Genomic DNA, 12,941 nt, shown 5'->3' on the forward strand with positions numbered 1-12,941 from the left:
GGGGCCGCTAGGCCGTCTTGAGGCGAGGGGGGCGCACGCTGTTGTTCTGCATCTCCTCGGCGGCGATTCGCGCATGCGTGAGGTGCTGGCGCATGCATCGTTCGGCGAGATCGGCATCGCGTGCCCGCATGGCCGCGAGGATGTCGCGGTGCTCTTTCAGGGCTTCGATCGCTCGGCCTTTGCGGGCGCTCGAGCGATATCGATAGACGCGCAGGAGATGGTAGAGGTCCTCGCACAGCATCTCGATGAGCCGCTCGTTGCCGCTCTCCTGGATGATGCGGAAATGGAAGTCGTAATCGCCGGGCTTCTGGTAGTAATGCGCGCCGGCCTGCAGCGGCTCCTCGGCGGCATGGCCTTCCAGCAGCTTCTCCAGTTCGTCGAGGGCAGCCTCGGAAACGCGCTGGGTCGCGAGCCGGCAAGCCATGCCTTCGAGCGCTTCGCGAATATAGAGGAGATCGATGAGGTCGTTCTGCGACCGGCGGGCGACGCGGGCCCCGACATGGGCGACGCGTTCCACGAGCTTCTTGCCTTCAAGCCGGCGGATGGCCTCGCGCACCGGGCCGCGGCTGATGCCGAAAGCCTCCGCGAGCTCCGCCTCGTCGAGCTTGGTCTCGGGCGGATAATCCCCCTTGATAATGGCCTCCTCGAGCCATTCGAAGGCTCGGTCGGAGAGCGTGCGTCCACCGAAAGCTGGGGGTTTCAAAGTTGGTCTCCCGTCGCGTCTGGGACGATCTTACGGCCACAGCCGGGTTTTGTCGACATTTTCACAGGGTCGGCGGACTGCGCCAAGCCACGCCAGACGCTCGCCCAATCCCAAGATTTTCCGACATTTCGAGGGGGTCGCCGCGGCGCCACCGGAAAAACTGGTAATTTCGTCTATTGTTGACAGTGAAATGAGCTTCAGCCTATCTCGATGGGTATGAACCGCCCCGCGTCGTCGTCGCGGCGCCACCCCATCCGCGAAAGCCCCTGATGAAGAACACGGAAAAGCTGAAGGAAATCGCCGCCCGACGGTCGGCCACGCTGGCGCCGGGCGCTCCCAACGCGCTCTTTGCCCGCGTCATCGAGGATCTCGGCTTCGACGTGCTCTATGTGACGGGCGCGGGCATCGCCAACATGCATCTCGGCGCGCCCGATATCGGCCTCACCTCCATTTCGGAACTGGCGGAGACGGTTTCCGCCATTTCCGACGCCGTCGCGCTGCCGATCATCGTCGACGGCGATACCGGTTTCGGCAACGCCCTCAACATGGTGCGCACCGTGCGCATGCTGGAGAGGGCGGGTGCCGCCGCCATCCAGATCGAGGACCAGGTTTTCCCCAAGAAGTGTGGCCATTTCTCCGGCAAGGCGGTGGTGCCGGCCGCGGAGATGGTGACCAAGATCAAGGCCGCCGTCGACGCGCGCCATGACCCCGACCTGCAGATCATCGCCCGCACCGATGCTCGCGCCATCGAGGGCATCGAGCCGGCGATCGAGCGGGCCCAGGCCTATATCGAGGCCGGCGCGGATATGACCTTCGTCGAAGCCCCGACCGACCTTGACGAGCTAGCCCGCATCGGCCGCGACCTCAGCGTGCCGCAGGTGGCCAACATCGTCTATGGCGGCCGCACGCCGGAGCCCGGCCAGGCGCGGCTTGCCGAAATGGGATTTTCGCTGGTGCTCTACGCCAATGCCGCGCTGCAGGCGGCGTTGCGCGCCTCCTACGAGGTGCTCGGCTCCCTGAAGGAGACGGGATCGCTTCAAAGCATCGGGCACCGCCTCGCCGATTTCGAGGAACGCCAGCGCATGGTGAAGAAGGACGAATGGGACGCGCTGGAAGAGCGCTACGCCGTCCGCTGAGCCTCCTGGCTCGTCCACCTACCACCGCATTCCTGGGCAGCCGGGGCTCGCAGCTTCGAACCCTTCTGCCCCGAGCCCTTTTCGCTCGCTTGTGACGGGCCCGTCCCGCCCAGGATGAGCGAGACGGGCCCGATCAGGTCCGCCCGAACAGACCAGATCAAGGCGCCCCTGCGCGCCTCACCTGTCCAGTGAAAGGATCGCCAGCGCCAGCGTCTTCGCGCGCGCCACCATGCTGTCGACCTCCATATATTCCTCGTCGCTATGATACCGGCCACCGACGGGGCCGAGGCCGCAGATCGTGGCGGCACCCGCAGCCGAGGCGAAGCCTGAGTCGGCGGCGCCCTTGGTAAGCTCGCCGTCGAGCTCGATACCGAGGCGCTGCGAGGCGGCGCGGTAGGTCGCCAGAAGCTCTTCCGAATCGTCCGAACCATAGAGCGGTGGGAATTCCCCGTAGATCTCCATCCGCGCGGAGGTTCCGGGGACGCTGGTCTGCGCGACGATCTTTTCGATCGCCTCCATCAGCGGCGCCCGGTCGTCCGGATTGAAGTAGCGAATGTCCAGCGAGGCGGTCGCCTGCGGGGCGGTCGTATTGACCGACTGGCCGCCTGAAACGAGGCCGACATTCACCGACATGTCGCGTTCCAGATCGGTCAGCTGGCGCAGCGCCACGATCTTGTGGGCGAGTTCTTCCACGGCGCTGGCGCCGTCCTCGAAGTTGACGCCGGAATGGGCCGCCTTTCCCTTCACCTCGATACGCACGAAGATGCAGCCCCGGCGGGCCTTCACGACATTGCCGTTGGCGCGCCCGGGCTCGGAGTTGAAGACGACGCGTGCCTGGCTCGCCTCCTGCATGATCAGCGGCGCCGAGGCGGGCGAGCCGATCTCCTCGTCGCCGGTGAAGAGCGCCACGAGGGGCATCGGCGCGCCGCCGAAGCGCGCGAAGGCCGCGGCCACGAAGCTGTTCATCACCAGGCCTGATTTCATGTCGGCGACGCCCGGCCCATAGGCCCGTCCGTTCTCCACCTTGAAGGGCCGGCGTCCTGCCTCGCCGTCGGCGAAGACGGTGTCGCGATGGCCCATCAGCAGGATATTGCGGTTTCCGGCGCCGCTTTGCGGAATCGTCGCCCGGATGATGTCGCCATGCTTTTCCAGCGGCGTCACGGTGCATTCGAGTCCGGCGGACTCCAGAAAGTCGCGCAGGACATCTCCGACCGCGTCGATGCCGGCCTTGTCGTAGCTTCCGCTGTCGATGTTGACGAGTTTTTCCAGGAGCTCGAGCATGGCGCCTTCCTGGCTGTCCAGCCACTCGAGGATGCCGGTCTCAGGATCGACGCCGCGGCTGCTCGTTGCTTGGCTCAATTTCTTCTCTCCGCATTTTTCTTCGGCCATCCGGCCGGGGTGGGTCAGTTGCAGCGCGCCGTCAGGCCGCCGTCGACCGGCAGACAGACGCCGGTGATGTATCCGGCCTCGTCGGAGGCAAGATAAAGGGCCGCCTGGGCGACATCCCAGGCATCGCCCATCCGCCCCATCGGGCATTGCGCATCGCGGGCGGCGACCATCGCCTCGGGCGAGGGAAAGTCGCTGATGCGGCGCTGATAGATGAGCGGGGTGTTCATCATGCCGGGCATGACGGCGTTCACCCGGATGCCCGAACGCGCATATTGCAGCGCAAGGCCCACGGTGAACTGGTTGAGGCCGCCTTTTGCGGCGTAATAGGAAATATAGTCGAAGCCCATGTAGCGGATGGCCGCCGCCGAGGAGATGTTGACGATCGCCCCGCTCCGGCGTTCCGCCATGCCCGGGAGCACGGCCTTGCAGGCAAGGAAGGCGCTGGTGAGATTGCGGTCGATCACCCGCCGCCAGCTTTCCTCGCTGGCTTCCACCGGCCCGCCGATCTCCGAGCCGCCGACGTTGTTGTGCAGGATGTCGATCCGTCCATGGCGCGCCGCGACGGCGCCAGCGACGCGTTCGATATCGCTGGCCGAAGTGACGTCCGCCGCATGGGCTTCCGCCTTGCCGCCTTCTTCCGCGATGAGACGGGCGGTCTCCTGCGCGGCCTCCAGATCGATGTCGACGCAGGCGACGACGGCCCCGTGGCGGGCATAGAGGACGGATGCCGCCTTGCCGTTGCTCCATCCCGGTAGGATCGAGCCTGCGCCGAAAACGAGCGCGATCCTGCCGTCGAGGCGACGGGCGGTCGGCTTGCCGGGATCACCGGGCATGTATCGTTCCTTCAGATGCGATGGGCGAGAACCGGGCCCGACGGGAAAGGCGGGCCCGGTCTTTTGTCGGGCTACTTCGTCAGGTCGATCTTCTTTCCGACCCCGATCCAGTAGGAGATCATCTCTTCGGTCTCCGCCTGATGTTCCTCGGGCGTGTCGGCGACGGTCTGGTAGCCGAGCGAGTGGAGTTTCTCCGCCACGTCCGGCTCGGCCATGACTTCCTTGACCGCCTCCTGGATGGTCCTGCGGATTTCGATCGGCGTGTCGGCCGGCGCATGCAGACCCCACACGGAGGTAATCGTAACGCCCGGCACGCCAGCTTCCGCGAGCGTCGGCACATCCGGCATCGTGTCGGAGCGCTTCTCGCCGGTCACGCCGAGGGCGACGACCGAGCCTGCTTCGACGTGCTGGCGGGCCGAACTGATGCCACCGAACTGCATGTCGATATGCCCGCCCAGAAGCGCCGTCATCGCCGGTCCGGACGATTTGAAGGGGACATGGACGATGTCCGTGCCCGCCGCCAGGTTGAACTGGACGCCGGCGAGATGCGTGGACGCGCCGATGCCGCCGGAGCCGAAGGTGAGCGAGCCTGGATGGGCCTTGGCGTATTCGACGAGGCCGGTTGCCGTATCGACCTTCAGCGACGGGCTGACGATCAGGATCACCGGCGAGCGCGCCAGCAGCGTGACGGCCGTGAAGTCCTTCACCGGGTCGTAGGGCAGGTTCGGGATGATCGCCGGGTTCTGGTAGAAGGCGTTGTCGGACAGATACAGCGTGTAGCCGTCGGGCTTGGAGCGGGCGACGGCCTCCGCGCCGACGACGGCGGTCGCGTCAGGCCGGTTTTCGATAACCACCGGCGTGCCGAAATGTTTCTCAAGCGCCGGCCCGATCACGCGGGCGATGTTGTCCGACCCGCCACCCGGTGCGCGCGGCACGATGATCGTCAATGTATCGGCCGGAAATTCCTGTGCAGCGGCGGGAAGGGAGCTTGAGATGGCGAGGCTGAGCACGCCAGCCAGGACGAGCAGGATTCTCTTCATGTGTCGATCTCCGATCTTAGAGCGCTGTCTACCCTCGTGGTTATCCGCCCTGGGGAGCGGTTTCCGGCGTCTGTCGCGCCGCTTCACGTCGCCCGAAGATGCCGAGCGAGAGACCTCCACAGACCATCAGCATCTGGCCGGTGACGTATCCGGAGCGCGTATCGAGGAAGAAGGCGACCGCCTGGGCGACCTCGCCTGCCTCGCCGACGCGCCTCATGGGAATATTGTTGCGCAACCGGTCGACATCGGGTGCGCCGGCGGGGTTGTTGCGCCGCAAGAGCTCGGTATCGATCATGCCGGGGCCAACGGCGTTGACGGTGATGCCGTCGCCGGCGAGCTCGCGCGCCCAGCTGCGTGTCGCCGCGGCGAGCCCCGATTTCGTGGCGGCATAGGCGCTGCGCGTTTCGCGGCCGTAGCTGGCGCGGCTCGTCAGGTTGACGACGCGGCCGAAACGCGCTGCGCGCATGCCGGGAAGCAGCGCCTGAAGGCAGAGGAGGGCGCTGCCGATATTGAGCCGCGACAGCCATTGCTGGGCCGAGCCGTCGCCATCTTTCAGGAGCTCGCGCTTGGAAGAGCCGACATTGTTGACGAGGCGCAGGATCGGCTGACTGCGCGCCAGCCTGCCGAGCGCCTCGGCGGCCGGGCCATGATCGGCGAGGTCGATCCGAAGAAAGTCGGCAAGACAGGCCGGGCCGTTCGCCTCGATGTCGACGCCGATGACGCGATAGCCGTCGGCGGCAAGCCGCTCCGCCGTCGCGCGTCCGATCCCATGGGCAACCCCGGTGACAAGGACGGTCTCTTCGCCGGGCGCGCCTATCATATCGGCAGCATGCCGGTGGTGGAGGATCCGGCGATGACGAGCACCTGACCGGAGATCGCCTCGGCCCCCGCATGCAGGAAGAACGCGACCGCGTGGGCCGTGGCGACCTCGACGGCCGCGTCCACGATCGGTCCCGTCACGATGACATTGGCAGTGAAGCCGGACTCGGCGAGTTCGCGCGACCAGCTCCGCGCCAGACCCGTGAGCCCGGCCTCCAGAAGGGCGGCGGCACCGTCTTCTGCTAGACCCGTCGCGGTCCAGTCGAGAAGGAAAAGGATGCGCCCACCCGGCACGTGGCGCGATGAAGCCTCCCGGACGATGTCGGCCGCTCCGAGGAACGCCGTATCGAGCGTCTGCATGAGATCGGCGACCCGGAGATCGGAAACGCCGGAGGGGGCCGGGCAGGGGGCGAAGAACACGATGTGCGCGACGCCGGTGCCGGCCGAGGCGTCAGCCTCCTGCCAGGATATCTCGACCGTCTCCTGCGAAAGGAATGAAACCGTCTCTCGCACCCGGGCGCCGAGCCGCCCTTCGCCTCCGACGATGACGGCGCGGTGCGCCAGGGCTCCTGCAGGTTGAGCCGCCGCCGCCATGGCGTCAGGCTGCGTCGGACGCCGCGGAGCGGCGGGCAGCCACCTCTTCCACGAACGCCCGCACGTCGTCCGCGCAGCGTTCGGGGACCGCGTCCCACACGTTGTGGGGCATGCCCTCGTAGGTCTTGATGGTGATGTCGTCGATCTGCTCGCGCATCACGTCGAAGCGCGAATAGTCGCCGATCTTTCCGAGGCCGGGGATGACGAGCAGGGTCGGACAGCGGATCTTGGAAACCTCGTCGCTCCAGTCCTGCTGATCCATGAGGCCGATGAAGCGGGTGATGTAGTCGACGTCGTTGCCGCCTGCCTGGTCGAGGAACCAGTTGCGCAGTTCGGGATCGACATCTTCGGGCAGCCGGTCGCTGATCGTGTCGGCGAGGAACGACCGCAGTCCTTCCTGGCGGATTCGCGGCAGCCAGTGCTGCGCCTGACCGCCCTTGAAGCCGGGGGTGGAACCGAAGAGCGACAGGCTGTCGACCTTCTCCGGCATGTCCATGGCGATGCGCATGGACAGATAGCCGCCGGCCGAAGCGCCAACGAAATGCCCATGCTCGACCCCGACTTCCTTCAGGAATTCCAGGATGTCGCCAACGAGGCGGTCGATGTCGAGCGTCTTGTCCGCCGACGGCACTTCCGAGGCGCCGTGGCCGCGAAGATCGAGCCGGACGACTTTGAAATGCCGGGACAGGATCGGCATCCATGCAAAGAAGCGCTGCTTGCAGCCCATGGCCGAGTGCAGAAGCACGATGGTTTCCGACCGCTTCCATGGGTCGCTGAAGTCGTCGACCGCATAGTCGAGACGAACGCCGTCAGAAGTTGTAAAGCTCGTCACGATCACGACCCCGCAGGTTGACGTATCACAATGCGATATACTATGTCGTATTTCGCAATCATGCATCGGAGGAATAATTGTGTCAAACGATGCGCTCGGAGCCCGGATGCCTTCGTCCAGTTCCTTGAACGTCAAATCGGTCGAGAAGGCCTTCGTCGTCCTCGGCGCCTTCAGCGGACGAAGCCGCTTCCTCAGTCTCGGCGACATCGCGGAAGCGACCGGCCTCGACAAGAGTGCCGTCCAGCGCTTCACCAGAACGCTGACGACGCTGGGCTATCTGGAGCAGGACAAGGCGACCAGGCACTATTGCCTGGGTCGGCGGGTCCTTGACCTCAGCTACGAGTATCTGCGCTCCAACACCCTCATAGAACGGGCCGCCCCGATCCTCGTCGATCTGAGGCGCGCCGTGCGCGAGCGCGTCGACCTGACCCTGCCCGACGGCGAGGACGTTCTTTATGTCTTCCGCCTGCAATCCAAGCGCGAAACCCTGCATGCCGCGCTGATCGGCAGGCGCGTCCCGCTCTATTGCTCCGCCGGGGGCAGGGCGATCCTCTCCTGCCTCCCGCAGGAAGAAGCGCAAGCGGCGATCGTCCGCGCCTGCCTGCGCAAGGTGACCCCGCGCACCCTGACCGACCCGGAACAGATCATGGCGGAGATCGACAAGGCCCGGCGCACGGGCTTTGCCTTCCAGGCCGAGGAATGGCGCCTCGGCGAGCTCGTCGTGGCGGCCCCCATCGTCGACCGCGAAGGCCGGCCGGTCGCTGCCATCCATGTCGCTGGCTCGACCGCCGAATGGGATCCGGCGGAATTTGCCGACCGCATGGGACCCCAGGTCGTGGCGGCGGCGCAGGATGTGCGCGGATAGGCCGCTTAAGGCGTTTGACAGGCTCCGGAAATGTGTTGCACTGTGTCGGACGATGATATCCAATATCGTATAGCGATACGCACAAGGAGCGCCGGCCGTGACACGTTTTACCGCGAGCGACGGAGTTGAGCTCGCCTATCGCATCGACGATTTCACCGATCCCTGGCGCCCGGCCGACACCCTCATCCTGATGCATGCTGCCATGGGCAGCATGAACCGCATGTATGCCTGGGTGCCGACGCTCGCCCGCCATTTCCGTCTCGTGCGGCTCGATCTGCGCGGCCACGGCAATTCCCAGATCCCGCCCGAAGGTGGTCTGACGGTCGACCGGATGGCGCAGGACGTCGTCGAACTGATGGATGAGGTCGGCGCCGACAGGGCGCATGTGGCCGGCTCCTCGGCGGGCGGCATCGTGGCGATGTGGACGGCGGTGACGCGCCCGGAACGCGTCGCGACTCTCACCTCCTACGCCTCCATCCCCGGCCTCAAGATGTCGGCCGGGCATACCGATTATCAGCACTGGATCGATTCCATGCGCTCGGAAGGCGTCGAGGCGTTTCTGCGCCGCACGGCCGCCGACCGCTTCGACCTCGATCAGGTCGAGCCGGGCTTCGTGGACTGGTTCGTCAAGGAAGCGGCGCGCAACGACGTGGAAATGCTGGTGCGCATCGTCACGCTGATGTCCGGCACCGATTTCTCCGACCGCATCGGGGAGATTTCATGCCCCTCCCTGATGGTGGTGCCCGGCGGCGATCCCAACCAGAGCGCCGATGAATACGACGTCCTGAAGCAGATCCCAGACTGCACCTTCAAGGTCTACGACGGCCTTCCCCATAACATCACCGATGCGGTGCCCGAGCGATGCGCCGCCGATCTTCGCGACTTCCTGCTGAAGCACCCGCTTTGAGAAGACGAATAACGTCCAAGAGGAGACTATCCATGTTCACCAGAATCACCGCGGCCGTCGGCATCGCGTCTCTCGCGCTGGCCTTGGCTGGCGCGGCCCACGCGCAATCCGATTTCCCGACCAGGCCGGTCACCCTCATTGTGCCGTTCGGCGCTGGCGGCGGTACCGACAACCTCGTGCGCACCTTCCAGCCGGCGCTGCAGGAGGCGCTCGGCCAGGCGGTCGTGGTGGAGAACCGGCCGGGCGGCGGCAGCACCATCGGCACCGCGCTCGTGACCAAGGCGCAGCCGGACGGATACACGCTCCTTGCCGTCGACACGGCGGTCACGGTCAATCCGGCCCTTTACGACAACCTTCCCTATGACACGCTGAAGGATCTGACGCCGGTCTCGCTCCTCGCCACCGGCCCGGTGATCCTGATCGCCCATCCCTCTGTCGAGGCAAAGACGATGGACGACATCGTCGCCAAGGCCAAGGCGGAGCCCGGCACGCTCACCTTCGCCTCTGGCGGTAACGGCGCTTCCACCCATCTGGCGCTCGAGCTGATGAAGCTGGAGACGGGCGTCGACGTCATCCACATTCCCTACAAGGGCACCGGCCCGGCAACGACCGATCTTCTCGGCGGCCATGTCCAGTACATGTTCAACGGCATCAGCGCCTCGCGTCCGCATCTGGAATCGGGCGCCATCATCGGCATCGCCGTGACCGGGGACGAGCGCAACCCGGCCGTGCCCGACGTGCCGACCTTCGCCGAGCTCGGCTATCCGCAGGTCAACCCGATGTCGATCTGGGGCGTGTGGGCGCCCGCCGGCACGCCGGACGACGTCGTCGCCAAGCTGTCCGATGCCTTCGCCAAGGCGATCAACGACCCCGCGGTCGTCGAGAAGCTTAACGATCTCGGTTTCTTCACCGTCGGCAGCGCGCCCGGGGAATATGGCGAGCGCGTCAGCTCCGAGATGAAGAAGTGGAAGAACGTCGTCGAAACGGCCCACATCGTTGTCGAATAAGCCGCGAGCGGTCGGGGACGCCGGCTTGTCCAGGTTCGAGGGCAGGATCGCCGTCCTGACGGGCGCTGCGGCCGGGATCGGCCGCAGCGCTGCGGAAAAATTCGCGGCGGAGGGGGCGACTGCCGTTCTCCTCGACATCGACATCGAGGCGGGAGAGGCGGCAGCGGCCGCGATCACGCAGGCCGGCGGCCGGGCTCTCTTCCTTGCGACCGACGTAACCGACGATGCGAGCGTCAAGGCGGCGATCGCCGAATGCCTCGCGCGTTGCGGCCCGCCCACTATCCTCGTCAATTGCGCCGGCGGCTCCATGGTGGAAGACGACGTCGTCACCGATGTCGATCTCGACCGCGTCTGGAGCCAGACGCTGGACCTCAACCTGCGGGGCACCTTCCTCGCCTGCCGTCACGCCATCCCGCCGATGATCGCGGCCGGCGGCGGGGCGATCGTCAACATGTCCTCCGGCGCCGCGTTGCGGGGGGCGAGCCCCTCGCATGTCTACACCGCCGCCAAGGGCGCGATCCTCTCGCTGACAAGGGCCCTTGCGGGCCGCTATGCGCGCGACGGCATCAGGGTCAACGCCATCTGCTCGGGCCGGGTCTATTCGGAACGCATCGTCTCTGCCTACGGCAGGCCCGGCGAGAACGGTCGCCTCGACGACGCGCAGGACGCGGAAGGCCGCATGCTCGACTATCCCTTCTGGGTCGGAGAGCCCGCCGACATGGCGGAGATTGTTCTTTTTCTGGCCGGGGAGGGCGCCCGGATGATCACCGGCGCCACGATCCAGGCCGATGGCGGTCGCTCGTCCTACTGACGGGTCCGCCGGGAGCTGTGAACGGGAGACAGCGAATGACCCTGACCAAGGATCTTGTCGCCGGCCTGGTTTTCATTCTCATCGGCCTTGTCGCCGTGGTGGAGGCGCAGGGCCATCCCATGGGCTCTCTCCTGCGGATGGGGCCCGGCTACTATCCGACGCTGGTCGGCGGGCTGACCATTCTCGTCGGGGCGGCCCTCGCCGTGAAAGGCGCGCTGGCCGGCGGGCCGCGCGTGCCGCAATTCGCCTGGCGCGAACTGGCGCTTCTCATCGGCTCCATCGTGGTGGCCGCCTTTGCCCTGGAAAGGCTCGGCCTCGTCGCCGCGACCTTCCTTCTCGTCGTGATCAGCCGCTACGCCTCGCGGCCCTTTCACTGGCGCAGCACGCTCCTGCTCGCGGCCGCCCTTTCCCTTGTCGGGGCTGTCATCTTCTGGTGGTTCCTGAAGCTGCCGATCAAGCTGTGGCCTGAATCATGGATCTGATTGCAAACCTCTCGCTCGGCTTCGAGGTCGCCCTTTCCCCCTCCAACATTCTCTACTGCGTGATCGGCGTCACCGTCGGCACCTTCGTCGGCGTCCTGCCCGGCATCGGGCCGATGGCGACGATCTCCATGCTGCTTCCCATCACCTTCGGGCTCGATCCGATCGGTGCCCTCATCATGCTCGCCGGCATCTATTACGGGGCCCAGTTCGGCTCGTCCGTGACGTCTATCCTGCTCAATATCCCGGGGCATGCGGCGGCGGCCGTCATATGCCTCGACGGCCATCCAATGGCCAAGCAGGGCCGTGCGGCTGTGGGGCTCGTCGGCAGCGCCATCGCCTCCTTCATCGGCGGCAGCCTCGCCATCATCCTCGTCATGCAGTTTGCGCCGCCGCTCGCGAAGTTCGCTCTTCGCTTCGGTCCGGCCGAGTATTTTTCCATGATGGCGCTGGCGTTGCTGGCAGCCGCCATCCTCTCGGAGGGGGAGCTCCTCAAAGGGATCGGCATGGTGCTGGTCGGGCTCATCATCGGCGTCGTCGGCATCGACGTGAATTCCGGTGCCCAGCGGCTCTCCTTCGGAAGCTGGAATCTAGCCGACGGCGTCTCCTTCGTCATCGTCGCGATGGGTGTCTTCGCGGTCTCGGAGGTGATGGCCAATCTGGAGCCGCACTCCAAGCCCCAGATGGTCGGCTCCGATTTCACCTGGCGCGAACTGGTGCCGAGCTGGCGCGACTTCCGCCAGGCTTTCGGGTCGATCATCCGCGGCTTCGGCGTGGGTGCGCTCTTCGGCGCGCTTCCCGGCAGTGGCCCGACCATCGCCTCCTTCATCTCCTATTCGGTGGAGAAGAAGGTCGCGCGTGAGCCCGAACGCTTCGGCAAGGGGGCGCTCGAGGGTGTCACCGGCCCGGAATCGGCCAACAACGCTGCTGCGGTCGCGGGCTTCATCCCGACGCTGACGCTGGGTGTGCCGGGAGACGCCATCATGGCGCTGATGCTCGGCTGTCTGATGATCTTCGGAATCCAGCCCGGCCCGAGGGTCATCACCGACAACCCCGAGCTCTTCTGGGGGCTGATGGCGAGCATGTGGATCGGAAACCTACTGCTGCTCATCCTCAACATCCCGTTGATCGGCATCTGGGTGAGGGTGCTGAAGATCCCCTACGCGATCCTCTATCCCTCCATCCTACTCTTCATCTGCATCGGCGTCTTCGCCACCAACAACAACACCTTCGACATCCTGCTGCTGGCGGGTTTCGGGGCCGCCGGATACATCTTCTCCAAGCTCGGCTGCCCGGCCGCGCCGCTTCTCCTCGGCGTCATCCTGGGCCCGCTGATCGAAGAGAACATGCGCCGCGCGCTTCTCATCAGCCGCGGGGATCCGACCGTCTTCGTGACCCATCCGATCAGTCTCGGCCTGCTGCTGGTCGCCGCGGCGGTTCTCGCCGGCTTCTTCTACTCCGGCTTCCGCAAGCGGCGGGCAGGCCTGCGCGAGGCGGACACGACGGTTGACGGATGAACACCCTTC

Annotated in this window: 14 protein-coding genes; 7 read left to right on the forward strand and 7 right to left on the reverse strand. The window is 66.0% G+C overall.

Features of this window, described 5'->3' with window-relative positions; genetic code table 11:
- Positions 1-7 precede the first annotated feature (7 nt).
- Positions 8-703 carry a GntR family transcriptional regulator gene (locus tag CLD20_RS03805; RefSeq protein WP_224405269.1) on the reverse strand — a complete coding sequence of 232 codons (696 nt, stop codon included), beginning with the start codon at positions 701-703 and terminating at the stop codon, positions 8-10.
- Between the two features lie 269 nt (positions 704-972).
- On the opposite strand from CLD20_RS03805, the gene CLD20_RS03810 reads away from it, so the two are divergent.
- The gene (locus CLD20_RS03810) at positions 973-1,839 is read left to right on the forward strand and encodes an oxaloacetate decarboxylase (RefSeq protein ID WP_224405270.1); all 867 of its coding nucleotides are present in this window, start codon (positions 973-975) and stop codon (positions 1,837-1,839) included.
- A gap of 177 nt (positions 1,840-2,016) precedes the next feature.
- On the opposite strand, the gene CLD20_RS03815 is transcribed toward CLD20_RS03810, so the two are convergent.
- The 6 genes from CLD20_RS03815 to CLD20_RS03840 form a co-directional block, all read right to left on the reverse strand.
- Entirely contained in the window at positions 2,017-3,120 is a 1,104-nt protein-coding gene (locus CLD20_RS03815; protein ID WP_224405531.1) for a M20 family metallopeptidase, read from the reverse strand.
- A 122-nt stretch (positions 3,121-3,242) separates the two neighbouring features.
- Positions 3,243-4,061, reverse strand: a complete 819-nt coding sequence (locus CLD20_RS03820; RefSeq protein ID WP_224405271.1) for an SDR family NAD(P)-dependent oxidoreductase — start codon at positions 4,059-4,061, stop codon at positions 3,243-3,245.
- A 71-nt stretch (positions 4,062-4,132) separates the two neighbouring features.
- Positions 4,133-5,101 carry a tripartite tricarboxylate transporter substrate binding protein gene (locus CLD20_RS03825; protein WP_224405272.1) on the reverse strand — a complete coding sequence of 323 codons (969 nt, stop codon included), beginning with the start codon at positions 5,099-5,101 and terminating at the stop codon, positions 4,133-4,135.
- A gap of 40 nt (positions 5,102-5,141) precedes the next feature.
- Positions 5,142-5,921: an SDR family oxidoreductase gene (locus tag CLD20_RS03830; RefSeq protein WP_224405273.1), complete on the reverse strand. Its 780-nt coding sequence runs from the start codon at positions 5,919-5,921 to the stop codon at positions 5,142-5,144.
- Complete coding sequence (locus tag CLD20_RS03835; protein ID WP_224405274.1) at positions 5,918-6,514, reverse strand: SDR family oxidoreductase; 597 nt, start codon at positions 6,512-6,514, stop codon at positions 5,918-5,920. Before CLD20_RS03835 ends, CLD20_RS03830 begins: the two co-directional genes overlap by 4 nt.
- Before the next feature lie 4 nt (positions 6,515-6,518).
- Positions 6,519-7,346 carry an alpha/beta fold hydrolase gene (locus CLD20_RS03840; protein WP_224405275.1) on the reverse strand — a complete coding sequence of 276 codons (828 nt, stop codon included), beginning with the start codon at positions 7,344-7,346 and terminating at the stop codon, positions 6,519-6,521.
- Positions 7,347-7,452: 106 nt separating this feature from the next.
- On the opposite strand from CLD20_RS03840, the gene CLD20_RS03845 reads away from it, so the two are divergent.
- The 6 genes from CLD20_RS03845 (at position 7,453) to CLD20_RS03870 (ending at position 12,932) form a co-directional block, all read left to right on the forward strand.
- Entirely contained in the window at positions 7,453-8,211 is a 759-nt protein-coding gene (locus CLD20_RS03845) for an IclR family transcriptional regulator (protein WP_224405276.1), read from the forward strand.
- A gap of 97 nt (positions 8,212-8,308) precedes the next feature.
- On the forward strand, positions 8,309-9,118 hold the full coding sequence (locus CLD20_RS03850) for an alpha/beta fold hydrolase (protein ID WP_224405277.1): 810 nt from the start codon (positions 8,309-8,311) through the stop codon (positions 9,116-9,118).
- 32 nt (positions 9,119-9,150) lie between these two features.
- A complete protein-coding gene (locus CLD20_RS03855) occupies positions 9,151-10,125 on the forward strand; it encodes a tripartite tricarboxylate transporter substrate binding protein (RefSeq protein ID WP_224405278.1) in 975 nt (324 codons plus the stop codon).
- 25 nt (positions 10,126-10,150) lie between these two features.
- Positions 10,151-10,936 (forward strand): SDR family NAD(P)-dependent oxidoreductase, encoded by a 786-nt coding sequence (locus CLD20_RS03860; RefSeq protein WP_224405279.1) that lies wholly within the window; start codon positions 10,151-10,153, stop codon positions 10,934-10,936.
- A gap of 35 nt (positions 10,937-10,971) precedes the next feature.
- A complete protein-coding gene (locus CLD20_RS03865) occupies positions 10,972-11,418 on the forward strand; it encodes a tripartite tricarboxylate transporter TctB family protein (RefSeq protein ID WP_224405280.1) in 447 nt (148 codons plus the stop codon).
- The gene (locus CLD20_RS03870; protein ID WP_224405281.1) at positions 11,409-12,932 is read left to right on the forward strand and encodes a tripartite tricarboxylate transporter permease; all 1,524 of its coding nucleotides are present in this window, start codon (positions 11,409-11,411) and stop codon (positions 12,930-12,932) included. Before CLD20_RS03865 ends, CLD20_RS03870 begins: the two co-directional genes overlap by 10 nt.
- Positions 12,933-12,941 lie beyond the last annotated feature (9 nt).

Source organism: Afifella sp. IM 167 (genome assembly GCF_020144925.1).
Classification (GTDB): domain Bacteria; phylum Pseudomonadota; class Alphaproteobacteria; order Rhizobiales; family Afifellaceae; genus Afifella.

Excerpts from the sequence above, each read along its gene's own strand:
- CLD20_RS03845 (WP_224405276.1), top strand. The coding sequence starts at position 7,453 with ATGCCTTCGTCCAGTTCCTTGAACGTCAAATCGGTCGAGAAGGCCTTC.
- CLD20_RS03835 (WP_224405274.1), bottom strand. The coding sequence starts at position 6,514 with ATGGCGGCGGCGGCTCAACCTGCAGGAGCCCTGGCGCACCGCGCCGTC.
- CLD20_RS03810 (WP_224405270.1), top strand. The coding sequence starts at position 973 with ATGAAGAACACGGAAAAGCTGAAGGAAATCGCCGCCCGACGGTCGGCC.
- CLD20_RS03820 (WP_224405271.1), bottom strand. The coding sequence starts at position 4,061 with ATGCCCGGTGATCCCGGCAAGCCGACCGCCCGTCGCCTCGACGGCAGG.
- CLD20_RS03870 (WP_224405281.1), top strand. The coding sequence starts at position 11,409 with ATGGATCTGATTGCAAACCTCTCGCTCGGCTTCGAGGTCGCCCTTTCC.
- CLD20_RS03825 (WP_224405272.1), bottom strand. The coding sequence starts at position 5,101 with ATGAAGAGAATCCTGCTCGTCCTGGCTGGCGTGCTCAGCCTCGCCATC.
- CLD20_RS03830 (WP_224405273.1), bottom strand. The coding sequence starts at position 5,921 with ATGATAGGCGCGCCCGGCGAAGAGACCGTCCTTGTCACCGGGGTTGCC.
- CLD20_RS03865 (WP_224405280.1), top strand. The coding sequence starts at position 10,972 with ATGACCCTGACCAAGGATCTTGTCGCCGGCCTGGTTTTCATTCTCATC.
- CLD20_RS03855 (WP_224405278.1), top strand. The coding sequence starts at position 9,151 with ATGTTCACCAGAATCACCGCGGCCGTCGGCATCGCGTCTCTCGCGCTG.
- CLD20_RS03815 (WP_224405531.1), bottom strand. The coding sequence starts at position 3,120 with ATGCTCGAGCTCCTGGAAAAACTCGTCAACATCGACAGCGGAAGCTAC.